The organism is Pseudomonas sp. A014, assembly GCF_052378495.1.
GTDB classification, from domain to species: domain Bacteria; phylum Pseudomonadota; class Gammaproteobacteria; order Pseudomonadales; family Pseudomonadaceae; genus Aquipseudomonas; species Aquipseudomonas machongensis.
The window spans coordinates 3,626,577-3,649,234 of record NZ_CP199001.1 but is presented as its reverse complement, the minus strand read 5'-3'; the positions used below and the strand labels follow the sequence as shown (position 1 = coordinate 3,649,234).

Here is a 22,658-nt window from a genome sequence, read left to right as displayed (position 1 = left end):
GAACAAATGAACGTTAAATCCTATGACTACATCATCGTAGGCGCCGGCTCGGCGGGCTGCGTGCTGGCGAACCGACTCAGCGCTGACCCTTCCAAACATGTGCTACTGCTGGAGGCCGGCCCTGCCGATGACCTGCTCTGGATCAAAATTCCTGCCGGAATGACTCGTCTGTTTTCAAACAGCAAAGTGAACTGGCGGTACCAGGGTGCAGAAGAACCAGGGTTCAACAACCGTACCTTGTACTGTCCTCGAGGTAAGACGCTCGGCGGATCCAGTGCCATCAATGGCCTGGTTTACATGCGAGGGAATTCCTACGATTACGATGCCTGGCGGGACGAGGGTAACGAAGGGTGGGGCTGGTCAGACGTTCTGCCGTACTTCAAGAAAAGCGAGCGGCAACTGCGCGGGGGTGATGAATACCACGGTGCAACAGGGGAGCTTGCCATCTCGGATGTCGTCAATCCTCATGCTGCTTCCCAGTTCTTCATCAAGTCGGCTGAAGCGATCGGTATTCCGTTCAACAAGGACTTCAACGGTGCCCAGCAGTATGGCGTGGGTTACCCTCAGATGACTGTCGATAAAGGGGTTCGCCAGTCTGCTGCGACAGCCTTTCTAAAGCCTGTGCGCAGCCGTGCGAACCTTGAAGTGCAAGTCAGCGCCCATGCTGAGAAAATCTTGTTTGAAGGCAAACGTGCCGTAGGCGTGCGCTTTGCAATCAAGGGGAAAAACGGAAAGCACGAGGTCTTCGCCAAGGAAGTCATTCTGAGCGGCGGCACCATCGCGTCCCCGCAGCTGCTCATGCTTTCGGGTGTAGGGGCTAAGGATCATCTGAAAGAGCATGGTATCGAGGTCGTCCACGACCTGCCGGGTGTGGGTGAGAACCTCCACGACCACGCATACGTTCACTTTCTGAACCAGGTAACGCCCAAGTTTTCGATCAACCATGAGATCCAGGGCTGGCGCCTGATCCCCCATGTGTTGCACTACGTGGGTGCGCGTAAGGGCTTGCTGACATCGGCAGCGGCGCAGGTGGTCTGCTTCATCAAATCTGACCCTTCGATGATCTCTCCTGACCTGCAGATTCAGTTCAGACCCTTCAGCATCATCGTGACTGAAGACGGCAAGATCGTGCCGGAGAAAATCCCGGTGGTTACCGCGTCTTGCAGCCAGATCCGCCCTAAATCCCGCGGTCGTATCCGTCTCAATTCGGCAAATCCTTACGATGATCCGAACATCCTCATGAACTATCTGACCCACGAAGATGATTGCAAGGCGCTGATCGCAGGCATCCGCTGGATGCGCAAGATTTACGCCGCAGAGCCTTTGTCCAGGCATGTCGTGAAAGAGACGATGCCTGGCAGTCATGTGCAGACGGACGAACAACTGCTCGATTACCTCAGGAAGTTCGGCCAGTCGATGTATCACCCGGTGGGTTCTTGCCGTATGGGCAACGATGAGACCGCGGTGGTCGATTCCAGATTGCGCGTCAGAGGCATTGAGGGGCTTAGGGTTATCGACGCTTCGATCATGCCCAGTATCAGTTCAGGCAACACCAATGCCCCAGCCATCATGATCGCGGAAAAGGGGGCGGACATGGTGCTTGAAGACGCCCGTTCAACAACCGATGCAGCCGGCCGAGATTTGAACACCAACGCCGCGGTGGCATAAGGAGGAATCGTGAACTACGAACAGTGGGTCGGGAAAACTCAGGATCGCGCAGAAATCATTACGCAGGAAAACGCGGCCAGGATAGCCGCGACGCTGAATGAGAAACCGCCTGCCAAGGGCGAGGCTTTACCCTTGTTATGGCATTGGGCGTATTTTCAGGATATTGCCTCTACCGAGGCCCTACGCGACGACGGTCACGCGCTGACGGGCGATTTCCTTCCTGATGCGGGTGGTCGTACGAGAATGTGGGCAGGCGGCAGGCTGTCTTTCAAGACACACTTGTTAGTCGGAGCTTTGGCACAGCGCCGATCTACGATCCAGGACATTAAAGAAAAGCAAGGTAAAACAGGCTCTCTGCTATTTGTCACTGTTCGGCATGAGTACAGCCAGAACGGGGAACTCGCACTCGTGGAGGAGCAGGACATTGTTTACCGAAAAGTAACTACGCCCGTTCTGGGGCTGGGGGATCCTTTACCAGAAGCCCAGTGGAGTGAGGGGATCGACGCCAGTCCCACGATGCTGTTTCGTTACTCAGCGGTCACCTTTAATACGCATCGTATCCATTACGACTGGCGATATGTGACTGAGGTTGAAGGGTACCAGGGGCTTGTTGTGCACGGCCCTTTAACCGCCACTCTTGTTATGCGCGCATTCTCTAGGAATGCCCCGGGGGCCGTAGTGAGAACATTCGCGTTTCGGGGGGTGCGCCCTTTGATCGCCGATGGCCTGTTGACAGTTGGAGGCCGTATTGTGGAAAACGGCAAGGCCTGCGTTTGGGCTGGTAATACGCAGGGTGTAGGGCAGCTTGGTGAAATTGGATTTGAATGAAATTCCCATGATATAAGGTAGGCCAATAATGAATGATGTTCCATCCAAGCACTCAGACCATGACCTGGTACGCTCCGCGCTTTTTGTGCCCGGTGATCGCCCGGAGCGGTATGACAAGGCCCTGAACAGTGGTGCAGACCGGGTCATAATAGATTTTGAAGACGCCGTCGAGGAATCGGCCAAGCGCGGTGCAAGGACGTCATTGGGCGAGTATCTGGTCAAGCATCCACAGGTTCGTGTGTTGGTGCGTATTAATGCTCCAGGTCACATCGAACATGGGAAGGATCTGGCGTTCTGCAGGCGTCACGCGGGGGTAGTCGGGATCATGCTCCCCAAGGCAGAAACCGCTGCCCAGCTGAAAACGGCTGCGAGCACAGGCAAGCCCGTTTTACCCATCATCGAAAGCGGTTTCGGGGCCGCTAATCTTGCTGAGCTCGGTGCGGTTCCTGGCCTGGAAAGGCTGTGCTTCGGAGCCATCGATATGGCCCTGGACTTAGGCCTCACGGACGGATCAGCGGGCGCGGCACTGGTTCTGGATCAGCTTCGTGTATCTCTCATCTTGCAGTCGCGCATCAACGGACTGGCGCCTGCCCTGGACGGCGTCTTTCCTTCGATCAGTGATGATTCGGGTCTGAGGTACGCGGTGCAAAGGGCGCAGCAAATGGGATTCGGCGGCGTACTGTGCATTCACCCAAAGCAAGTTGGGACTATTCACGAGGCCTTGGCTCCCGCCCTGGAAGACGTCAGCTGGGCCCGCCGCGTCCTGGACGCGGCGCAGACGCAAGGCGGTGCCTTTAAGCTCGATGGGCAAATGATCGATGCTCCGGTGCTATCGCGTGCCAGGCGAATCCTCGGCACGATAGGTAACTGAAAGCTGCTTCTTCGACTTCAGCTTCTGTTGCGTTGGCGAGCGTTAGTGTGAGGTGTTGAGATTAGTAGACGTACAAGCTGTGCCAGGCGTGACGCGGCAGGGGACATTATCCGGGCCCTTACGGTAATGATCGCGACTTGTCGCGCAATCTCCGGTTCGACAATCAACATTTCGTGAGTATCGGGATGAGGGTGCTCTGGTAACACGACGGCGGGTAAAACCGCCGCGCCCAGCCCTGCGTTCGCCATCGATATGAGCGTCTGCGCCTGGTTGAATTGGTAGCGCGTCTTGAGCTCGAGTCCCATTCCCTTGGCCGTATCGTCGACAGCCGCCCGCAGTGCCGTCGCCTGATTGAGCAACAGCAGGGGGAGTTTGGCGAGCTCGGTCATTGTGATGGTCTGGCCACCGTCGCTTCTCAGTTTTTTCGGTACCAGAGCGTAGAGATTCTCCGTGAGGATCGGTTCGAAATTGAAGTCCGGAATGTCACTCATCGGGCCGATACCGAAGTCCACTTCTCCCTTGCGAAGGCTGTCATGCATATCGCCGGAAGTGAGTTCACGCACAAACACTTCAATTCCGGGGAAGCTACCCTCAAAAGCCGCAAGAATGTTCGCAAGACGGGTTGCGGCGACAGTGGTGGAACACGCGAGAAAAATTCTTCCTCTTTTTAGATCCGTCGTCTCCTGAATGCGCCGCAGCCCCAGCTCAACCTCATGAACCGCTCGCTTGGCGCTCTCAAGCAGCTCAACGCCTGATTCGGTAAGGCTCACTTGCCGAGTGGTGCGATGGAATAGCTGAACTCCCAACTGCCCCTCAAGCTGTTTGATCTGGCTGGTCACCGCTGACTGAGATTTGTGCGTGAGGTCAGCTGCCTGGCGAAAACTGCCATGTTCAGCGACAAGCATGAACGCCTGGAGAAGCTTGAGATTGACGTTTGGTAATGGCCGAGAATCAAGAGGAGAGGACATGCTGGCGCTCATTATTAGATTAGATTGCATAATCCTAATGATAATTGAATTGGTCGTTTTTACCAGCGACCAGTACGCTCGATTTAACCAAAACGGTAATGGCGCCATACAAAAATAAAAGGAGCCCGCTGTGTATTCTGACCTCGTACCTTTCGTAGCCCCAAGCTTCCGTCTAGATGGCAAAACCGCATTGATCACGGGTGCGGGTGGCGGTATCGGCGAGGGCATTGCCCTGACGTACGCCAGTGCGGGTGCCCACGTCATCCTGGTCGGTCGAGACCGGGACCCTCTTGATCCCGTTGCTGTTTACATCCGCGCCCAAGGGGGGCAGGCGACCGTCGCCGTCTGTGATGTCACCGACAGTTCTGCTATTCGCGCGTTGATCGATGAGCTCCCCGAGCTGGACATTCTGGTCAATAACGCAGGCACCAATTTTCCGGAGCCGATGGTGCAAGTCAGTGACGAGCACCTGGATGGCATGCTCAACCTGAACGTTCGAGCATGCTTTGTAACCGCGCAAGCGGCTGCGAAGAAAATGCTGAGCACGGAAAAGGACGTTCCCGGGGTAGTCATCAACATCACTTCACAGATGGGGCATATCGGCTCGCCGAATCGCACCGTGTATTGCATGACCAAACATGCGGTGGAGGGGCTGACCAAGGCTATGGCCATTGAATTCGCAGATCGTGGCCTGCGGGTGAACAGCATCGCTCCCACCTTTGTAGACACGCCGCTGGTGCGCAGCATCGTCAATACGCCAGAGAAGCTGCAGTTTCTCGTCTCCAGGATCCCTCTCGGTCATATGGCCCAGGTCGAGGATATCGTTGGCGCCGCCCTTTACCTTGCGAGTCCCGCGGCCCGTATGGTGACAGGGACAAGCCTGAAAGTGGACGGTGGCTGGACGGCTCAGTAACGCACTCCAACGAACATTAGAAGCGAGGTATTGCAATGAGCAATTCAACTGGCGCAATGATCGTCGAGAAAACCGGCGGTCCTGAAGTGCTGGAGTGGAAAGAAATCGAGCTCCCGGACGTCAGTGATTCGCAGGTTCAGATTCGTCAGGAGGCCATTGGGGTCGATTATATTGATACCCAACTCCGTTCGGGCCTCTTACCGCTTCCAACGCTGCCAAGCGGGTTGGGATTTGCCGCTGCCGGGGTCATCGAAAAAGTCGGCAAATCGGTTTCAGGGCTGGCCGAAGGTGACAAGGTTGTTTATCACTTCCTGACACCGGGCGCATATGCCGAAAAGCGCAACGTGCCGGCTGAACGTGTTTTCAAGCTCTCGGATCAAAACCTTGATTCCGCTACAGCGGCTGGCGCACTTTTCCGCGGCCTCACGGCCTGGTATCTCGCTACGCGTTTGAAGGACATCAAGGCAGGTGACTGGGTTCTGGTGCACGCGGCGGCAGGTGGAGTAGGGCTGATCCTTTGCCAGTGGCTTGCCCACTTGGGCGCACAGGTCATCGGCACCTGCGTGGGAGACGAGAAAGCCCGAATACTCACTGAGTATGGCTGCGCCCATCCCATCAACGTCGAAAAGGTCGACTTTCTCGAGGAGACCAAACGCCTCACCGATGGCAAAGGCGTTAGCGTCGTCTACGAATCCATCGGCAAGGATACGTTTGAGAAATCGCTCGATTGCGCTCAGCGCTTTGGGCTGGTTGTGTCCTTCGGTTGGGCCTCGGGCGATGTTCCGCCAGTCGATCTTGCCTACTTACGCAACAAGGGTTCGCTGTTTATCACGCGTCCAACTATTTCGCATTACGTCGCAGAGTCAGCTGATTTCCAACGAGGGGCGAGCGAACTGTTTGCATTGGTCAAGTCCGGTGAGCTGCGTATCCGGGTAGACAATCGCTACCCCTTGAAGCAGGCGAGCGTTGCTCACCAAGACCTGACGTCTGGCAAAACGAGTGGGTCAGTCATCCTCACCGTCTAAAACGACGACTTCTCCAAAACAAGAACAACGGAGATCACCATGTTACTAAGAGGCAAGACAGCCATTATTACGGGCGGCGCCTCACTGAAAGGAATCGGCTGGGCTACCGCAAAATGTTTTACCGAAAACGGTGCACGCGTTGCGCTACTCGATCTCGATCAGAGCGCACTGGACGCAGCGACTGCCGAACTGGGAGGCGACTGCATCGGGCTGCGCTGTGACGTTCGATTTCCCGATGCGTGTCAGCAAGCAGTCGATTCAATCATCAAGACGTTTGGACAGGTCGACATCCTGATCAACAACGCCGGCGTCAGCCAGCCGTTCAGGCTCATGGCCAGCACCATGGACGATTACGAGCTCGTCATGGACGTGAGCCTGCGTGGCGCATTCAACATGTCTCGGGCCTTGGTTCCACATCTGCGTGCTCGTCGTAGCGGTGTGATCGTGAACATGGGTTCGGTTGCCGCGCAGAGAGGCGGGGGCGTACTGGGCGGCCCTCATTACTCCGCAGCCAAGGGTGGTGCGCAGACACTGGCTAAAGCCATGGCACGCGAGTTGGCCCCAGACGGTATTCGCGTCAACGCTATCGCGCCAGGTTTGGTCGATACCGAATTATTGGTGGGCAAGTTGACTGACGAGGGACGGCAAGCGGCACTGGCCGCCACGCCCCTGGGCCGTCTTGCCCTGCCCAAGGATATCGCCGACGCCTGTCTTTTCCTGTCGTCTGACCTTTCAAGCTACGTGACTGGCGTCGTTCTGGATGTCAATGGCGGACTGCACATTCACTAGCGCTGGAAGCCGGAACACACCGGCTTGCGAAGGAGATACCGAAATGTTGCTCAAGGATAAAGTGGCTGTTGTAACAGGTGCCGCATCACTCAACGGTATTGGATGGTCGATCGCCAAACGATTTGCCGAAGAGGGGGCGAAGATTGTTCTCCTCGACATCGCCGCTGACAAGCTTCAGAGGGCGGCCGAAACCCTGGGTGAACCTCACCAGGGTTTTGTCTGCGATGTAAGGGATCCCCAGGCATGCAAAAAGGTGGTCGAACAGACCGTTGCAGCCTTTGGACAGATCGACATTCTGGTCAACAACGCTGGGGTAAGTCAGCCGCGACGTTTGCTGGATATCGATGATGAAGGATACGACCTGGTTATGGATGTAAGCCTGCGTGGGGCTTTCAATATGTCCAGGGCCGTCGTGCCATACCTGCGCAAGGCAGGGCGTGGAAGCATTCTTTGCATGGGCTCGGTTTCTGCACAACGCGGGGGCGGCGTCATGGGCGGTGCTCATTACTCCGCAGCAAAGGGCGGAATTCAGGCCCTGGCAAAAGCCCTGGCAAGAGAGCTTGCGCCGGACGGTATTCGCGTCAACGCCGTCGCGCCTGGATTAATCGAGACAGATTTGATTGCAGGGAGACTCTCCGACGAAAACCGCGAACTTACGCTTGCGGCCACGCCTTTGGGACGAATAGGCCAGCCAGTAGAAGTAGCCAATGCCTGCCTTTACCTGGCTTCGGACATGGCGAGTTACGTGACAGGTGTCGTGCTCGATGTGAATGGAGGCCTTCATATTCACTGATCGATGCACCGCTACACGATTTGAAAACAATAACAATGGAGACAAATCATGCGATCTTTGCTGCGTACGACGCTGGCTGTATCGACCCTGTTGCTCGCCATGGGCTCCGTGGCTGCCGAGCCTATTAAAATAGGTGCGCCCGGCCCATACACAGGCGCGTCTTCCCCCATGGGCGTGTCCATGCGCGATGCGATGCGCATGGCGGTAAAAGAAATCAACGATAAAGGCGGCGTTTTAGGGAGGCCGCTTGAGCTCGTCGAGCGCGACGACGAAGCCAGGAACGAGCGTGGGATTCAGGTCGCACAGGATCTGATTTATAACCAACAGATTGTGGCCGCTGTCGGCGTAATCAATACGGGAGTGATGCTCGCCAGTCAGCGCTTCTACCAGGAATCCAGGATTCCAGTGGTCACTCCGGGTCCTTCAGGCACCGACGTTACCAAACCCTACCTGCCTGACAGCTACATATTCCGGGTCTCGCTCCCCGATCGCATTCAGGCCGAGATGATCGTCAAAGAGGCGGTTGATTCTCGCAAACTCACCAAGGTAGCCATCCTGGCCGACTCCACGAATTATGGACAACTGGGGCGGGCTGATCTTGAGGCAGTCCTCAAGGAGAAGGGGATCGAACCGGTCGCTGTCGAGAAATTCAACATCAAGGACGTCGACATGACGCCTCAGCTCTTGCGTTCCCGGATGCGAGGCGCGGAAGCCATCCTGACCTACGGGATCGGGCCAGAGCTTGCGCAGATCGCCAATGGCATGGCGAAACTCGGTTGGAAGGTTCCCATGATTGGCAGCTGGACGCTGTCGATGCCCAACTTCGCGGAAAACGCCGGTGCCAATGCTGAAGGGGTCAGGATGCCTCAGACGTTTATTCTCGATGGCACGACCGATAAGCGCCGGGCCTTCATCGATAAATACGAGAAGACGTATTCTGTAGCTCGCATCCCGGGCCCGGTATGGGCGGCTCAAGGGTACGACTGTATCTACATCATGGCCGCAGCCATTGAGCAGGCTGGCTCTACCGATGGCACCAAAATCAAGGAGGCTCTTGAAGACCTTCAAAAGCCCGTCGAAGGCCTCGTGATGACCTACAACAAGCCTTTCTCGAAAACTGACCACGAGGCATTCAAATCACCCGCAGTCGCGGTGATTGGCGAGATCAAGGACGGCCGCGTCGTCTATGCCTACGAATCCGATCGCAATAAACGCTAGTTCCAAGCGCTGACATGCGGGCAGTGGAGGCCTCTGCTGCCCCTACTATCGACCCCGGAAAGGGGAGGACATATCAATGGACGGGCTCCTGTTACAGGTACTGCTCAGCGGTATCTCTGTAGGTATGATTTACGCAGTCATCGCCTTCGGCTATCAACTTACCTTTGCAACTTCAAATACTCTGAACTTCGGACAGGGCGAGGCATTGGCACTTGGCGCGTTGGTCGGCCTCACCCTTTACCCCTATGTCGGTTATTGGGTCGCCATACCTTTGGTCATGCTGTTCGGAGCGTTGCAAGGGGTGTTGGTCGAACGCATCGCGGTACGCCCTGCGATGAAAATCAAGTCTGAGTTTGGCTGGATCATGTCGACGATTGCCTTGGCGATAATCTTCAAGAACGTTGCCGAAAACATCTGGGGCAAGGACGACATGAAGTTCCCTTCTCCGCTTCCTGAACTACCCCTTCAGGTTGGGACGGCATTTGTTATGCCGATGGAGCTGCTGGTCGTGGCGGGCGCCATCCTGATGATGCTTGCCGTCGAGTTCTTTAACCGCAAAACGATCTTCGGCAAAGCGGTTGTCGCGACCAGCTCGGATCGGGATGCGGCAGGCCTGATGGGCATCAACACTGGCTCTGTCATCACGTTCTCCTATGCACTTTCATCCATGACCGCAGCTTTCGCGGGGATCCTGGTCGCCCCCTTGACCTTGACCGGTGCAAGCATGGGTGTCGCGTTGGGCCTGAAAGCTTTCGCGGTCGCAATCATCGGCGGTTTGACCTCGGGTTTTGGCGTCATCGTCGGGGGCATCATTCTGGGCGTCACAGAAACCGCGACAGGCTTTTTCCTGTCGACCGGTTACAAGGATGTTCCGGGACTGGTGCTGTTGCTTATCGTTTTAATGATCAGGCCTGCCGGCATCTTCGGCAGAGCCGCGATCAAGAAGGTGTGAGTATGCGCAAAGTCCAAATCATCTTTAGCTGCCTCCTGCTGTTTGTGGCCGCTGTATTACCTCAGGCGTTCCACAATCCCTACTACCTCCACCTAGTCGTCGTAATCGGCATCTATGCGGTGCTGCTCTTCGGTATGGACATTCTGGTGGGGTACACGGGCGAAGTGTCGCTCGGTCACGCAGGATTGTTTGCGGTCGGGGCGTACACAGCAGGGCTGATTGCAACGAAGCTCGGATTGCCTTTCTACGTGGCGGTACCCGCGGCCATGGCAGTCACGGCAGTGTTTGGCGGGATGTTAGCTTTCCCTGCTTTGCGGGTTACTGGGCCTTATCTTGCGATGGTTACGCTCGCGTTTTCGACGATTATTTTAATCCTCGTCAACGAGATGGAATTTCTTACCAATGGCCCGCAGGGCTTGCAGATACTCAAGCCGGTTTTCTTTGATCACAGGCTTACATCTGACGAGTTCTACTACGTCGTCCTGGCTGCAGTCGTTTTGTCCTACATTGCCGTCACCCGAATCCTTCGTTCTCCCCTAGGGCGCGCTTTTGAGGCGCTCAGAGGCAGTCCTGTGGCGGCTGATTGCATGGGCGTCAACGTGTATCGGTACAAGGTGGTGGCATTCGTAATCAGCGCTACGTTCGCCGGTCTTGCAGGCAGCCTGTTCAGTTATTCAGAGGAGTACATCGCTCCCAACGGGTTTGGATTCGAGCTAAACGTTCTGTTCCTTCTTGCCCTCATCCTCGGTGGCAGAAAGAGTCGGGTTGGCGCGTTAATCGGTGCGGCCGTGGTTGTGTTGCTGCCCAACTGGCTGTCCGACCTTGCGTTGTTTCACTCTCTGGTCGTAGGGCTGGTGGTCATCGTTGCTGTTTCTGTCGGGCTTGGATTAGCCCGAAAGCGCTTCACATCACCTCAGGTCGCTATGCCTTGTCTGGCACTGGCAGCATTCGTGATTTTCGCCTTCAACATCGGCGACATCACCGAGCAGCGATTGACGATCTTCGGCTTAATGATGCTTGCGGTGATCTACTATCTGCCCAATGGCGTGATGGGCTTTCTCAAAGCACCGTTCTCAAGGTTCATCACCGAGCAATCCCAAGTCGTCAGCATCACTCGCCCTCGCGCGGTGGCCCTTTGGGATGCTGGCACTTCCATTCCAGTGAGCAGCGAACCGCTGTTTCAAGCCGAAAACATCGTGATGCAGTTCGGTGGGCTCAAGGCGCTCAATAGCGTGAACCTGTCTGTGGCCCGTGGAAGCATTCATGGCTTGATTGGTCCCAATGGCTCAGGCAAGAGCACGATGATGAACGTCATCACGGGCATCTATGTACCGATCTCGGGCACAGCGGTTTTCGAAGGTCAATCGATCCTCGGGCGGTCACCCTCGAAGATTGCATTGGGCGGCGTTGCCCGGACGTTCCAGAATGTTCAGCTGTTTGGTGAGATGAGCGTTCTGGAGAACGTGTTGGTGGCATTCAACCATACCTTTCGGCGTGGTCTGCCAGCGATCTTGTTGAACCTTTCGGACTATCGGACTGAGCAGCAAGCGGCCAAAGACAAGGCTCTGAATATCCTGGACTTCATGGGGCTCAAATCATTGCGTAACGAGCAAGCCCGGAATCTGCCGTATGGCAAGCAACGCCTGTTGGAAATAGGCCGTGCCCTCGCGCTTCAGCCGCGGATGCTTTTGCTGGACGAGCCAGCAGCGGGATTGACCGCCCCCGATATTGCCGAGCTCATCCAGATCATCAAAAAAATCAGGGACCATGGGGTGACCGTCGTATTGATTGAGCACCACATGGACATGGTCATGAGCATTTGCGACACGGTGACTGTGTTGGATTTCGGACAGAAAATTGCCGAGGGCAAGCCTGCTGACGTCCAGGCAAATCAACGTGTGATCGAGGCTTATCTGGGCGGCATAGCGGCAGGGACCGTGGAGCCCGTGGAAGTGGGGGGCGTCGCACCCGGCACACCACTTGTTGTTGTTCAAAAAGGGGCTTGACCATGCTTAAAGTCAATAATCTGCATGCTGGTTACGGGAAGATCCAGGTTCTCCATGGCATCACCCTTGAGGTACCAAAAGGGCAGGTTGTGAGCCTGATCGGCAGCAACGGTGCCGGTAAAACTACAACTATGCGAGCGTTGTCTGGAATGATCTGCCCTCAGCAGGGCTCAGTCATGCTTGGAGACAAGAACATAGCGGGCCTTCCTTCCCACAAGATAGCCAGATGTGGTCTGGCGCATTCTCCAGAAGGGCGGCGAGTGTTCCCGACGCTGTCTGTGGTCGACAACATCACATTGGGTGCTTTCCCTCGGTTCATGCGGAGCAGGCCCAGAGGCAATATTGCTCAAGACCTGGAGCGCGCGCTGGAGCTTTTCCCGCGTTTGCAGGAGCGGCGGCAACAGCTTGCAGGCACGCTATCGGGAGGGGAGCAGCAAATGTTGGCCATGGCGCGTGCCGTCATGCTTTGCCCCGAAGTTATTCTCCTTGATGAACCGTCGATGGGCCTTGCGCCGATTCTCGTGGACGAAGTATTTCGGATCATCGAACAGTTGAAGACGATCGGTGTGACGATGCTGCTTGTCGAGCAATTTGCAGCTGCTGCGCTTGAAGTAAGCGACTACGCTTACGTGCTAGAGAACGGGTGCATTTCTGTCCATGGCCCGGCAAGCAAAATGCGTAGCGATCCCGCTGTGCGTGCAGCCTATCTAGGCTCGGCCCACTGATTCCACAACAACAAAAGGTGCTGTTATGCAAAAGAAAGGCTTTATCTATGCTGAGCTGCTCGTGACTGATTCAGACTATTTCTATAACGAATATATGACGCGTGTCGGACCTGTTCTGGATAAGTGGGGGGCGAAGTTTGCGATTGCTGGTGGAGAGCCTGAAGTGCTGGAAGGGGATCGCAACGTTGAGCGAGTGGTGCTGGTTGAGTTCGAAAGCCCTGAAAGGGCTCGCGAATTCTATCATTCTCAAGACTACCAGGATGTGATTGGTTATCGGATTCGGTCAGCAAAAACTGACCTGTACCTGTTGGAAGGAACCGCCTCGTAATGAAGTATGGATGCTTATTCTCTCCACGCAGGGGATAAGCATCCTGATCAGTGGACGAGCTGATTAGCATTCTGACGATAAAAGTCTGTATCTATTCTGCGTCTTTATTCACCGGGCTAGAAGGCTATCTTCATCGCGTAAACTCCGTTTGGGTGGGGCTCCTCGGGTAGTTCTTCGCCCTTATGTAGTCAAGCTGCAGTCAGGCATTCAATGCTCGATCTTAAAGCAGTGCTGAATGCGTAATTGCACAGACTTGCCCGCTAGACATGACCAGTCATTTGCATTGGATTCGGCCAGCACGCCTTGTGGGCATGGTCGGTAGAGAGCGGCGAAAAGTAGCCATTAACTTCAGCTGTCTATAGAGCCCTTGGCATACACGTCCGCCACTGAGAAACTCAGGCAAAAAGAGGCAGTACATGCTCCCCCATCTCCTGAATGATGTCCTTCACTGGTCGATGCGACACACGCATATTTAACGCTACGTGCGAGACACCCTGATCATGTTGGCGGCGCCATATATCTATGAGCGCTTTGCGGCCACCCCGTATGCCTCTACCCCAATTCAGAGGGGCATTCGGATCACTGTCCAGCTCGAAGAATGTGCCGTAACCATAAGGCTTGAACGTGTCTGGCCTGCAAGCTGATCGCCATAGCTCAATTACCTTAGGCAATTGTTCAAGGTTACTTTGATGCCAAATCCAGCCGTCCAGATTTTCTGCTAGCCAAGTAATCTCCTGCCCACAGCGACCGACCGCGACAATCGGCAGCCGAGAAGCAAAAGCCTTGGGAATCAAGTCAAGAAAGCCACCCAATGAGCCGAAGTGCCTCGACTGATGAACCGGGAACGACTCGTTGGCCACCACCCTGATCAGCGAGCAGGCATCGCGGAAGCGCTCTGCACGTTTCTCGAAATCGATTCCGAATGCAGGATACTCGGACGGTCGGTCTCCCGTGGAGACACCCAGCAGGAAGCGGCCGCTTGACAGTTGGTCGACAGATAGCGCTTGCTTGGTGATGGCGATAGGGTCGCGCAGCGGCAGAATCATGCCAGCGGTGCCGATAGCTATCCGTTGAGTGACCGCAGCAAGCCAGCTTGCGTAGACCATGGGGTCGTAGATCTGCGCAACATCACCGAAGGCAGGGTCACGAAATGGTACATCTCGCAGCCAGAGTGCAGCGAAACCTAGATCGTCCGCCAGTTTGGCTAAAGCGGTATGCCCTTCCATGGATGGGGCATCGCTCAGGGGGTGCCCCTCAAGTGGAGTCAGAAGCCCGAACGTCAGTTTTTCTGGGCGAAAGACTTTGCTGAAAACACTTTTATCTAGGCCAGCGGGGGGATTTCGGTCAGACATAACGTACCTCTCAAAATGGGCTTCCCAATCCAGCGATACGGATGGGCCCACCAATGAAAAGAGGCCACGGTTTACCTCGTGGCCTCTCAAGATGATGCGGGCGCTGATCAGCGGTCAGAATTAATCGGATTGCGGTATTCAACTGGCACCCAGCTGTAACCCTTCGGCTCTTTGCGCAGATGACCTATGCCTGGAAAAGGCAGATGCGCCGCTGCAACCATCCAACGCTCTTTGGTCGCTTCAGCTAATATCCGAGTACGCGATACCATCGCTGCTTTCGGGTCGACATCCACAGAGATAGTGACCTCTGGGTTTTCCAGTTGAACAGCGTGCATGTGAACGATGTCACCCCACAGCAGCAGCTTCTCTGAACCTGAACTCAGCAGGTAAGACGTGTGCCCAGGGGTATGGCCGTTAGACGGTACCACCTGAATACCTGGAACGATTGAGTCGCCATTGTCGAAGGTCTTGAACTTACCTGCGTTGACATAGGGTTCAACCGCCTTACGAGCCATCTTGAAGAATGGGCGCTGATCTTCGGGGAGACGGCTTTCCATTTTATCATTGAGCCAAAAATCTGCATCACGACGGGCTGCCCAGACGGTTGCGTTAGGGAAGGCTGGCTTGCCATCAGGAAGCGTCACACCGCAGGCATGGTCAGGGTGCATGTGGGTCAACAGTACGGTGCTGACATCCTTGGGGTTGAAGCCGGCGGCGCGGATGTTGTCGACCATACGCCCCATGGTTGGTCCAAAGCAATCCGAGGAACCTGAGTCGATCAGCACCAGATCCTTGCCGTCAGAGACCAGAAATGCGTTCACTGCGGTCTGTACGGCCGGGGCCGCCTTTTGGTACTCGTTAAGAATGTGCGCCTGAATCTTTTCCTGACTCATGCCAGAGAGGTCTTTCGGATCGAGATTGACGTAGCCGTCATAGACAGCCGTTACCACTTTCTCGCCCACCACTTGCCTATAGAAACCGGCCGCCTGTTGGTACTGATCGACTGGCGCCGCATAGGTTGTCTGAGTTGCCGCCAGGATGACGAACAGTCCCAAGGCACTTGTGAACTGAGGGATTTTTTTGACTGCGGTCATATGAGTTGTTCCGGTTTTTGCTCTGTTAATAACGATGTTTATTAGGCCAATGCTTGAAACGGTAGCGGCCTCAAGAAACCTTGATAACCACTTTACCGAACGCGCCTCGGGCCAGATGTTGATAGGCTTGGTGCGCCTCTTCGAATGAATAGGTCTGATCGATCACCGGTCGAATGGCATGCTGGTTCAGGAAGGCATTCATGCGGTCGAAGGACGAACGAGGAGCCACCGCTATTCCGCGAATGGTTGCCTGCCGGAATATCAGTGGCATCAGGCTGAGCGTGGTGGTCTGCCCGGTTAGGAAGCCGATCTGGGCAATACGACCCGCAGCCTTGGTCGCGGCGATAGACTGGTTCAGGCCCTCTCCGCCCGCAACGTCTAGCAGAAGGTCTACGCCTTTGCCGTCGGTGAGTTTCAGAACTTCCTCTTCCCAGCGTGGGAAGGTTCGATAGTTGATGCCGGCAACGGCCCCGAGTTTCTTCACCGCGTCCAGATTGTCGTCGCTGCTGGAGGTAACGATCACCTTGGCACCCAGAGCCGTTGCCAGTTGCACGGCGAAAATCGATACACCACCAGTGCCCTGCACGAGTACGGTTTGGCCTGGCTGGATCTGGCCGTAATCGACCAACGAGTACCAAGCTGTCAGCGCAGCAATCGGCAGCGTCGACGCTTCTTCGTCAGACATGCTTTCAGGAGCAGGAACTGCGCTTTCTTGGTGGATGATCATGTATTCGGCCAGCCCACCTGGAAGCGGCATGCCGAAGCAGTAGGCGGGCTCGTTGGGGCCAGGCTCGCCATCAATCCAGCGCGAATACAGGTGCGAGTTGACACGGTCGCCCAATTTGAAACGACTCACACCTTCGCCGACTGCAACAACAGTACCGACAGCGTCGCTGACGGGGATCAAATCTTTGGGTACCAAGTGCGGTTCGTAGATACCATCGACGATGGCCTTGTCGCGGAAGTTAAGTGATACGGCACCGACTTTTACCAACAACTCGCCCGCTTTAGGCTCGGGGGTTGCCGTGTCGCCGAGCACCAGGTTTTCAAGACCAAAATCTTTCAAAAGCCACGCTTTCATCTTTTTATCTCCAGCTCGGATAGGGAACTTGTGATGATATTGTTCAGGACTAGCAGGGCTCGATAAATGCGTAGATAGGTACAGGATTGTTTTTATAATCAGTAATAATTGACTTGCTTACTGCCACTGATAAGGAAAAAATCCAATAGATGAGCTAGGACACTATGGAGTTGCTCCAGACAATGCAGGTGTTCGCCCGGTTGGCCGAGTTGGGAAGCTTCACTAGAGCGGCCGATGCTATGCAGATTGGGCGCCCGGGTTATACCCCGTTAAGACGGACACTTTCGAGTAAGCTCACATCGAGCTGAAGGAGCGTTCATGTCCAAACGCAAAAAATACAGTTCCGAGTTCAAGCGAGAGGCTGTCGAGTTGGCCTGTCGTTCAGAGGCCAGTTGCCGCCAAATTGCTCAAGAAGTCGGAGTAGCTCCGAGCTTATTGAATCACTAGGTTCGCGAGGCACAGCCAGGTAGAGAAAAAGCCTTTCCCGGAACAGGTAGCCCACGAGATGAGGAACTGGCCCGCCTCAAGCGTGAGCTAGCCGCGTGACCAAGGAACGAGATTTTTTAAGAGACGCGGCAGCGTACTTTGCCAGAGAGTCATCGAGAGGTACACGGTGATCCAGCGCTGCCGCAGCGAGTACCCAGTAAGGCTGATGTGTCGTTGCTTGAAGGTATCCGCCAGCGGCTATTACGACTGGCAGGATCACGAGAAAAGCCCACATGCCCTGCTGGCTGAGCGAGGTCCCTTGTTAAGAAAATCAATAACAGTATTTTATCCGACGGGCTGATTTTTTTTGTCTCCACTTCGCGTAGCTTCTCGTTCAAGGCTCATTGGGCATCCGAAGTGCCTACTTTTATGCTTCTACTGAATCCATATTGGAACGTCGCCATGCATATCAATCGTATCTGTAAAATTCTCGGAATAGAAAAGCCGGTTATTCAGGCTCCTCTCTCTTGGTTGACAGACGCGCGTCTAGTCGCGGCTGTTGGCAATGCTGGTGGCCTGGGAGTACTCGGTCCCAACGCTGGACTAACTGCCGAGACCGCAGTATCGACACCGGAGGAGACCGCCGAAAGGATGCGCGACGAAATCAGAAAAACAAAAGCTCTCACAGATAAGCCCTTTGGCGTTAACTTGATCCCGACGCGGGAGAACGACATTTGGACTCCGCATATGCTGAAAGTTATGAAGGAAGAGGGTGTAAAAACTACCCTGTACACTGGTTATGGTGAAGGAGCGGTAATTCCAAAATTGTTTGACGAATTAAAGGAGGCCGGCATCAAAATCATCTACCGCGACCTTAACCCTACGCCGCAAAATACTCGACTCGCCGAGAGTTCTGGTGCTGATATTATTGTCGCTACTGGTTTTGACGAAGGTGGGACTCTGCCTGGCACGGCACTTGGCACCTTCTCTATTGTTCCACTGATCGTCGATGCGTCGAGAGATGTACCCGTCTTAGCCGCCGGTGGTATCTCCGACAAGCGTACGGCTCGAGCAGCGCACGCCTTGGGTGCCAGTGGAGTTTCCGTGGGCTCCGCGTTTATTAGCACTGTGGAAAGCCGCGTTCCTCAATCTGTAAAGGATAAGATTGTCTCTTCCAACGGGCTTGATTTGCTTCTCTTCCGTACCATACCTGATTACTACCGATCCCTGCCCGGAAAACTGGCGCATAAATTAGTCGAGTTGGATAAAGCGGGCGCCAGCAACGAAGAGCTTGGCAAGCTGATGGGCGGGCTGCGTGGTTTGCGAATTGGTATGCTGGAGGGTAATTCTGACGATGGCTATATTTCGCTCGGAACAGGCATTGGAAATATTCGTCGAATTAAGACTGTTGCCGAAGTGGTGGATGAGCTAACCATATAAATCATTCGCCTCTTAGGGGCGATCTGACGCTCCTCGTTGCCGGAGCTGCGAAATTTAGTTTTCATCAAAAATTTTACCCTGTCTCCTACTGCACTCGCTAGGAGACGGGGCAAAGGAGCTTGGGAAGGCAAATCATAAAGTGTGGTGCTTCTTGGAAAACCACAGCAGGGGAGGTAGGTGCTGCATAGCCTATATAAATTAAATCCTAGTAAACGCGCCAATCATCGCTATGGGTTGGAGACGCTGTCTGAAATAGATGTCACGAGAAAAAGCCTAAGAGGTTAGGTTTGGCTTTCTATCCAAGTATCGTCGATGCTCACAAATCTCTCCGCTAACCAGTTGAAAAAAATTTGACTGTGAGGTGCTAAATGGCTGCGTGTTGGATAGATGAGCGATATAGGGCGGGGCGCCGGTTTGATATTCTCAAGAATTGCAACTAGTGCACCGCTGGCAAGATATTCATTGAGGGCTATCCCAGGGGCTTGGATAATGCCAAATCCCGCTAAGCCACACCGGATATACGCTTTCGACTCGTTGGCGCTTATGCTTCCGCGACCGGTATATGTGCGGTCTTCCCCGTTAACACTGAAGCTCCATGGCAATGGGCGGTTGCTCATGCCCGACACGAAATTTACGCTGCGATGGCTCGGAAGATCCTCGATTGAACTAGGGCTTCCGAACTCTGCAAGATAGCTTGGCGATGCGCAAGTCACCATTACCGCGTTGCCGATCCTCCGCGCTACCATGCTGGAGTCTCGTAGTTCGCCGATTCTCAATGCACAGTCCACCCCTTCAGAAATCAAATCGATCGCGCGGTCAGTGACCCCCAGAATGAGCTCAATACCAGGGTGAGCTTTGTGAAATTGCATTAATAAATCTATGAACTTCTGCTGTGCGAGTGCGGCAGATATATTTAAGCGTATCCTGCCTGTGGGCGGTGCTCCGGAAGTACCGAACATCGTTGAAATCTCGGATACGCTCCGAAGAAGCTCTTCGGCTCGTTGGTAAAAGCTCTCACCTTCTAGGGTGAGGTTGACCTTTCTTGTCGTTCTTTGGAAAAGTCGAACGCCGAGTTTCGTTTCAAGCTCTTGAATCGCAAGCGTCACTTGAGGGCGACCAATTTCCATCGCATCGGAGACCTTCGTGAAACTTCCGAGTTCTGCCAATTTTGAAAATACACGTATTAATTGAATAAATTCCATTCATCTCTCGCTTTTTCTAGAACGAAAAGGTGATCAGCGGCATCCGATTCCATTAGACTTCTTGAATTAGTCTATCTCGCGGTATCGACCTCAGCATTTGCCGATGGAGCCCGGTGTTACCTCACGCTTTCATGATCTCGACCAGTGCTCTTAGCCCTGCTGATTGATGTTTGCGGCTGGGAAAATAGAGAAATACGCTTTCGTCGATGGTGCACCAGTCTTCGAGGCATCGGCGCAGTCGACCATCGTGCAGATACGGTGCGGCGCGGTCCTCCCATATGTATGCAAGGCCCAGCCCTCTTGCCGCCGCATCCGCCATCAACTCCTGACTATCGACCGTCAGAGGACCAGCGACCTCGACTTTCACCATCTCGCCATCCTTGGCGAACTCCCAATTAAAGGTAGTCCCGCTCGGAAAAGCATATCGAATGCAATCGTGGTCATGCAGATCGTGAGGGGCCAAGGGAGGTGGCTTCCTCTCGAAGTAGCTTGGTGAACCGACGACGGTAAATCGAAACTTTGGCTTGATTCGTACCGCGATTACGTCTTGCGACAGGCGCTCACCGAATCGAATACCTGCATCGAAACCTTCCTGTACGATATCGACTAATGCGTCGGTGGCAACGACTTCCAACTTCAGCCCAGAGTTAGCGGCCAAGAGTTCCATTGCATCACCCAACACATAGGGTGCGATCGAGTTTGGAACATTTAACCTGATAGTGCCGAACGGTGTGGCACGGAATGAGTTCAATCCATCTAGGGCGCTCCGCATGTCAGCTAGTGCTGGTTGCAACCGGGCATGTAGCGCTTCGCCCGCTTCCGTCAGAGACACGTTACGCGTGGTGCGATGAAAAAGACGCACGCCCACGCGGCCCTCAAGGCTGCGTATCGAGTGACTTACCGCCGAAGCGGACGTGCCCCGTTCCGTTGCTGCTTGGCGGAAGCTTAGGTGCCTTGCGACTGACGCAAATACGGCCAACTCGGCGAGTTCTGCGTTCTCCATTGGTGAGCCTCATTCATCATCGTAACAAATATTGGCTACTTTATCATATCAATCAATCGCTCCAGAATACTACGAAGGGGTGAGCAGAAGTCCTAAATCTCGCTTCTTGACGGTCTAAAAATTTTAATCTGGAGAAGAAAATGAGCATTAAAGCCTCGCCTCGTACGCTTTCCGGGAAGGTCGCGTTGATCACCGGAGCAAGCTCCGGTATCGGCCGAGCTACTGCCATTGAGCTTGCTCGCCGTGGTGCCAAAGTGGTCGTCAGTGCGCGACGTCGTCCTGAAGTCGAAGCGCTCGCCGCCGAGATCCGGAACGAAGGCGGTGAAGCGACGGCCGCTGTTGCCGACATCAACATTGAGCAGGACGTGATCGATCTGGTCGCCACCACCATCTCGACCTATGGCCGGATCGACGTTGCCTTCAATAATGCTGGTACCGAAGGCGAGTTCACGCCGTTCGTGGAGCAGTCGAACGAAGTCTACGACACGATTTTCAATGCCAACGTCCGTGGCGTCTTTTGGTCGATGAAGCACGAGGCGAAGGCCATGCTGGCGCAAGGCGGCGGCACCATCATCAACAACGCGTCGATGGGCGGCGTGATTGGCTTTGCCAATGCCGGTCTCTACATCGCCAGCAAGCATGCAGTATTGGGGCTGACCAAGACCGCATCGATTGAACTGTTCAAGCAAGGCGTGCGTGTCAACGCCGTTAATCCCGGAATCATCGACACGCCGTTCCAGGACCGCATCTGGCCTAGCACTGAAGCGAAGGACGCTTTCGCGGCCTCGACCGTCCCCGGTCGGGCAGGCTTGCCGGAAGAGGTAGCGACCGTGGTGGCGTTTCTTGCTTCCGATGATGCGTCGTTCGTGTCGGGCCATGGCCTGCTGGTCGACGCCGGCTATTCGATCGCCTGATCGAAGACGACCTGCCAGACATCTGGCGTGTCCATCCCGATTACAACGTCATCTCGTGCCGGGATAAGCCGCTGAATACTCAAACCTTTTAGGAGAATCTGATGAATCACTTCAAGAAGTACATCCTTGGCGCTTTCGTCGCCGCAACGGCAATCATTTCGTCGCAAAGCGCGTTGGCCCTTGATATCAAGGCAGGGCCTACCGGCGAAGTTGCTCTCGTCGTCAACTTCGACGTGAAGCCGGGCGCCGAAGCTGAGTTCGAGAAGGTTTTCCAGCACTCAGTCACCTGCTCCCGCCTGGAACCTGGCAACGTGACTTTCAATGTCCACAAGGTCCTTGGCGCCGAGCGTAGTTATGTTCTCTACGAAATCTGGCGCAACAAGGAGGCTCTGGACAGCCACTTCGAGCGTCCCTATACCAAGGCACTTTTTGCGATGTTCGAGCGGAACCTGGCCCATCCGCTTTCGGAAGGGGCAGGCGGCTTGCACTTCGTCGCCGACCTCGCCCCGGCGCCGCGCCCAGCGCCTGCGACGACGGACTCCACCTCTGTCGCCGAATGCCGTTGAGCTCAGGAGACGAGCGCACCCGGGAAGCTGGATACACCCACGCGCGCTGCCCTGACTAAAGGCTGCAGGATGCCGTTACTTGGGGCACGCAGCGTAATTATTCTACTGATTCGGAAGAAGATCATGACCGCACAATCCACGCGCGAAACGCCGGCGCCGACATACGGCGTACAACTCACGCTCATTGCATTCATTCGAGCCAAGCCTGGTTTTGGTGACGAATTGGGACGCCGTCTCGGCACCCTGGTCGAACCCTCGCGCGCCGAAGCTGGCAACATCAATTACGACCTGCATCGTTCGAATGACGATCCGGATGTCTGGGTGCTCTACGAAAACTGGAAGGCAGAAGCTGATCTGACGCTGCATTTTGAGCAGCCCTACATGAAGGCATTCGTCGCGGCACTTCCCGAAGTACTGGAGGGTGAGATGGACCTGCGCCGTTGCACAATGGTTACCAATATAGCCGTATAACCAACGCAACTAAAAAACCTCATCA

The 22,658-nt window shown here is 54.9% G+C and carries 22 protein-coding genes and 1 pseudogene; 17 read left to right on the top strand and 6 right to left on the bottom strand.

Going from position 1 to position 22,658, the window contains the following annotated elements; translation table 11 throughout:
* The first annotated feature begins 6 nt into the window (after window positions 1-6).
* The 3 genes from ACTYOL_RS16745 to ACTYOL_RS16735 are packed head-to-tail and all read left to right on the top strand — an operon-like array spanning window position 7 to window position 3,367.
* The gene (locus ACTYOL_RS16745) at window positions 7-1,668 is read left to right on the top strand and encodes a GMC family oxidoreductase (protein ID WP_444756702.1); all 1,662 of its coding nucleotides are present in this window, start codon (window positions 7-9) and stop codon (window positions 1,666-1,668) included.
* Between the two features lie 9 nt (window positions 1,669-1,677).
* Window positions 1,678-2,496, top strand: coding sequence for an FAS1-like dehydratase domain-containing protein (locus ACTYOL_RS16740; RefSeq protein WP_444756701.1), 819 nt, complete (start codon window positions 1,678-1,680; stop codon window positions 2,494-2,496).
* Between the two features lie 28 nt (window positions 2,497-2,524).
* The gene (locus tag ACTYOL_RS16735) at window positions 2,525-3,367 is read left to right on the top strand and encodes an HpcH/HpaI aldolase/citrate lyase family protein (RefSeq protein ID WP_444756700.1); all 843 of its coding nucleotides are present in this window, start codon (window positions 2,525-2,527) and stop codon (window positions 3,365-3,367) included.
* 17 nt (window positions 3,368-3,384) lie between these two features.
* Here ACTYOL_RS16735 and ACTYOL_RS16730 read toward each other — a convergent pair whose 3' ends face one another.
* The gene (locus ACTYOL_RS16730) at window positions 3,385-4,335 is read right to left on the bottom strand and encodes a LysR family transcriptional regulator (RefSeq protein WP_444756699.1); all 951 of its coding nucleotides are present in this window, start codon (window positions 4,333-4,335) and stop codon (window positions 3,385-3,387) included.
* 130 nt (window positions 4,336-4,465) lie between these two features.
* Between ACTYOL_RS16730 and ACTYOL_RS16725 the strand changes: the two genes are divergently transcribed.
* The 9 genes from ACTYOL_RS16725 (at window position 4,466) to ACTYOL_RS16685 (ending at window position 13,084) form a co-directional block, all read left to right on the top strand.
* The gene (locus ACTYOL_RS16725; protein WP_444756698.1) at window positions 4,466-5,248 is read left to right on the top strand and encodes an SDR family NAD(P)-dependent oxidoreductase; all 783 of its coding nucleotides are present in this window, start codon (window positions 4,466-4,468) and stop codon (window positions 5,246-5,248) included.
* A 35-nt stretch (window positions 5,249-5,283) separates the two neighbouring features.
* Window positions 5,284-6,273, top strand: coding sequence for a quinone oxidoreductase family protein (locus tag ACTYOL_RS16720; RefSeq protein WP_444756697.1), 990 nt, complete (start codon window positions 5,284-5,286; stop codon window positions 6,271-6,273).
* Between the two features lie 39 nt (window positions 6,274-6,312).
* The gene (locus ACTYOL_RS16715; RefSeq protein WP_444756696.1) at window positions 6,313-7,062 is read left to right on the top strand and encodes an SDR family NAD(P)-dependent oxidoreductase; all 750 of its coding nucleotides are present in this window, start codon (window positions 6,313-6,315) and stop codon (window positions 7,060-7,062) included.
* A 43-nt stretch (window positions 7,063-7,105) separates the two neighbouring features.
* A complete protein-coding gene (locus ACTYOL_RS16710; protein WP_444756695.1) occupies window positions 7,106-7,855 on the top strand; it encodes an SDR family NAD(P)-dependent oxidoreductase in 750 nt (249 codons plus the stop codon).
* A gap of 48 nt (window positions 7,856-7,903) precedes the next feature.
* Window positions 7,904-9,073 (top strand): ABC transporter substrate-binding protein, encoded by a 1,170-nt coding sequence (locus ACTYOL_RS16705; RefSeq protein ID WP_444756694.1) that lies wholly within the window; start codon window positions 7,904-7,906, stop codon window positions 9,071-9,073.
* Window positions 9,074-9,149: 76 nt separating this feature from the next.
* Window positions 9,150-10,025, top strand: a complete 876-nt coding sequence (locus ACTYOL_RS16700) for a branched-chain amino acid ABC transporter permease (RefSeq protein ID WP_444756693.1) — start codon at window positions 9,150-9,152, stop codon at window positions 10,023-10,025.
* A 2-nt stretch (window positions 10,026-10,027) separates the two neighbouring features.
* A complete protein-coding gene (locus tag ACTYOL_RS16695; protein WP_444756692.1) occupies window positions 10,028-12,031 on the top strand; it encodes a branched-chain amino acid ABC transporter ATP-binding protein/permease in 2,004 nt (667 codons plus the stop codon).
* A 2-nt stretch (window positions 12,032-12,033) separates the two neighbouring features.
* Window positions 12,034-12,756, top strand: a complete 723-nt coding sequence (locus ACTYOL_RS16690; protein WP_444756691.1) for an ABC transporter ATP-binding protein — start codon at window positions 12,034-12,036, stop codon at window positions 12,754-12,756.
* A 25-nt stretch (window positions 12,757-12,781) separates the two neighbouring features.
* Window positions 12,782-13,084 carry a DUF1330 domain-containing protein gene (locus tag ACTYOL_RS16685; RefSeq protein WP_444756690.1) on the top strand — a complete coding sequence of 101 codons (303 nt, stop codon included), beginning with the start codon at window positions 12,782-12,784 and terminating at the stop codon, window positions 13,082-13,084.
* Window positions 13,085-13,479: 395 nt separating this feature from the next.
* On the opposite strand, the gene ACTYOL_RS16680 is transcribed toward ACTYOL_RS16685, so the two are convergent.
* From ACTYOL_RS16680 to ACTYOL_RS16670, 3 genes are all read right to left on the bottom strand, one after another.
* A complete protein-coding gene (locus ACTYOL_RS16680) occupies window positions 13,480-14,436 on the bottom strand; it encodes an LLM class oxidoreductase (RefSeq protein ID WP_444756689.1) in 957 nt (318 codons plus the stop codon).
* Between the two features lie 107 nt (window positions 14,437-14,543).
* A complete protein-coding gene (locus ACTYOL_RS16675; RefSeq protein ID WP_444756688.1) occupies window positions 14,544-15,530 on the bottom strand; it encodes an MBL fold metallo-hydrolase in 987 nt (328 codons plus the stop codon).
* Between the two features lie 70 nt (window positions 15,531-15,600).
* Complete coding sequence (locus ACTYOL_RS16670; protein ID WP_444756687.1) at window positions 15,601-16,611, bottom strand: zinc-dependent alcohol dehydrogenase family protein; 1,011 nt, start codon at window positions 16,609-16,611, stop codon at window positions 15,601-15,603.
* Window positions 16,612-16,929: 318 nt separating this feature from the next.
* Between ACTYOL_RS16670 and ACTYOL_RS16665 the strand changes: the two are divergent.
* A pseudogene (locus ACTYOL_RS16665) lies at window positions 16,930-17,308 on the top strand (transposase); the annotation flags it as partial.
* A 191-nt stretch (window positions 17,309-17,499) separates the two neighbouring features.
* Window positions 17,500-18,477 carry an NAD(P)H-dependent flavin oxidoreductase gene (locus ACTYOL_RS16660; protein ID WP_444756686.1) on the top strand — a complete coding sequence of 326 codons (978 nt, stop codon included), beginning with the start codon at window positions 17,500-17,502 and terminating at the stop codon, window positions 18,475-18,477.
* A 281-nt stretch (window positions 18,478-18,758) separates the two neighbouring features.
* Here the strand turns inward: ACTYOL_RS16660 and ACTYOL_RS16655 are convergent, their stop codons facing one another.
* Both ACTYOL_RS16655 and ACTYOL_RS16650 read right to left on the bottom strand, forming a co-directional pair.
* Window positions 18,759-19,679, bottom strand: coding sequence for a LysR substrate-binding domain-containing protein (locus ACTYOL_RS16655; RefSeq protein ID WP_444756685.1), 921 nt, complete (start codon window positions 19,677-19,679; stop codon window positions 18,759-18,761).
* Window positions 19,680-19,800: 121 nt separating this feature from the next.
* The gene (locus ACTYOL_RS16650; RefSeq protein ID WP_444756684.1) at window positions 19,801-20,682 is read right to left on the bottom strand and encodes a LysR family transcriptional regulator; all 882 of its coding nucleotides are present in this window, start codon (window positions 20,680-20,682) and stop codon (window positions 19,801-19,803) included.
* A gap of 140 nt (window positions 20,683-20,822) precedes the next feature.
* Between ACTYOL_RS16650 and ACTYOL_RS16645 the strand changes: the two genes are divergently transcribed.
* The 3 genes from ACTYOL_RS16645 (at window position 20,823) to ACTYOL_RS16635 (ending at window position 22,633) form a co-directional block, all read left to right on the top strand.
* A complete protein-coding gene (locus tag ACTYOL_RS16645; RefSeq protein ID WP_444756683.1) occupies window positions 20,823-21,596 on the top strand; it encodes an SDR family NAD(P)-dependent oxidoreductase in 774 nt (257 codons plus the stop codon).
* Window positions 21,597-21,697: 101 nt separating this feature from the next.
* Window positions 21,698-22,162 (top strand): putative quinol monooxygenase, encoded by a 465-nt coding sequence (locus ACTYOL_RS16640; protein WP_444756682.1) that lies wholly within the window; start codon window positions 21,698-21,700, stop codon window positions 22,160-22,162.
* A 123-nt stretch (window positions 22,163-22,285) separates the two neighbouring features.
* Window positions 22,286-22,633: a putative quinol monooxygenase gene (locus tag ACTYOL_RS16635; protein ID WP_444756681.1), complete on the top strand. Its 348-nt coding sequence runs from the start codon at window positions 22,286-22,288 to the stop codon at window positions 22,631-22,633.
* Window positions 22,634-22,658: the final 25 nt, after the last annotated feature.

Excerpts from the sequence above, each read along its gene's own strand:
- ACTYOL_RS16650 (WP_444756684.1), bottom strand. The coding sequence starts at position 20,682 with ATGGAGAACGCAGAACTCGCCGAGTTGGCCGTATTTGCGTCAGTCGCA.
- ACTYOL_RS16675 (WP_444756688.1), bottom strand. The coding sequence starts at position 15,530 with ATGACCGCAGTCAAAAAAATCCCTCAGTTCACAAGTGCCTTGGGACTG.
- ACTYOL_RS16720 (WP_444756697.1), top strand. The coding sequence starts at position 5,284 with ATGAGCAATTCAACTGGCGCAATGATCGTCGAGAAAACCGGCGGTCCT.
- ACTYOL_RS16645 (WP_444756683.1), top strand. The coding sequence starts at position 20,823 with ATGAGCATTAAAGCCTCGCCTCGTACGCTTTCCGGGAAGGTCGCGTTG.
- ACTYOL_RS16745 (WP_444756702.1), top strand. The coding sequence starts at position 7 with ATGAACGTTAAATCCTATGACTACATCATCGTAGGCGCCGGCTCGGCG.
- ACTYOL_RS16735 (WP_444756700.1), top strand. The coding sequence starts at position 2,525 with ATGAATGATGTTCCATCCAAGCACTCAGACCATGACCTGGTACGCTCC.
- ACTYOL_RS16680 (WP_444756689.1), bottom strand. The coding sequence starts at position 14,436 with ATGTCTGACCGAAATCCCCCCGCTGGCCTAGATAAAAGTGTTTTCAGC.
- ACTYOL_RS16710 (WP_444756695.1), top strand. The coding sequence starts at position 7,106 with ATGTTGCTCAAGGATAAAGTGGCTGTTGTAACAGGTGCCGCATCACTC.
- ACTYOL_RS16695 (WP_444756692.1), top strand. The coding sequence starts at position 10,028 with ATGCGCAAAGTCCAAATCATCTTTAGCTGCCTCCTGCTGTTTGTGGCC.
- ACTYOL_RS16730 (WP_444756699.1), bottom strand. The coding sequence starts at position 4,335 with ATGTCCTCTCCTCTTGATTCTCGGCCATTACCAAACGTCAATCTCAAG.
- ACTYOL_RS16685 (WP_444756690.1), top strand. The coding sequence starts at position 12,782 with ATGCAAAAGAAAGGCTTTATCTATGCTGAGCTGCTCGTGACTGATTCA.
- ACTYOL_RS16635 (WP_444756681.1), top strand. The coding sequence starts at position 22,286 with ATGACCGCACAATCCACGCGCGAAACGCCGGCGCCGACATACGGCGTA.
- ACTYOL_RS16715 (WP_444756696.1), top strand. The coding sequence starts at position 6,313 with ATGTTACTAAGAGGCAAGACAGCCATTATTACGGGCGGCGCCTCACTG.
- ACTYOL_RS16690 (WP_444756691.1), top strand. The coding sequence starts at position 12,034 with ATGCTTAAAGTCAATAATCTGCATGCTGGTTACGGGAAGATCCAGGTT.
- ACTYOL_RS16670 (WP_444756687.1), bottom strand. The coding sequence starts at position 16,611 with ATGAAAGCGTGGCTTTTGAAAGATTTTGGTCTTGAAAACCTGGTGCTC.
- ACTYOL_RS16705 (WP_444756694.1), top strand. The coding sequence starts at position 7,904 with ATGCGATCTTTGCTGCGTACGACGCTGGCTGTATCGACCCTGTTGCTC.
- ACTYOL_RS16700 (WP_444756693.1), top strand. The coding sequence starts at position 9,150 with ATGGACGGGCTCCTGTTACAGGTACTGCTCAGCGGTATCTCTGTAGGT.
- ACTYOL_RS16655 (WP_444756685.1), bottom strand. The coding sequence starts at position 19,679 with ATGGAATTTATTCAATTAATACGTGTATTTTCAAAATTGGCAGAACTC.
- ACTYOL_RS16660 (WP_444756686.1), top strand. The coding sequence starts at position 17,500 with ATGCATATCAATCGTATCTGTAAAATTCTCGGAATAGAAAAGCCGGTT.
- ACTYOL_RS16640 (WP_444756682.1), top strand. The coding sequence starts at position 21,698 with ATGAATCACTTCAAGAAGTACATCCTTGGCGCTTTCGTCGCCGCAACG.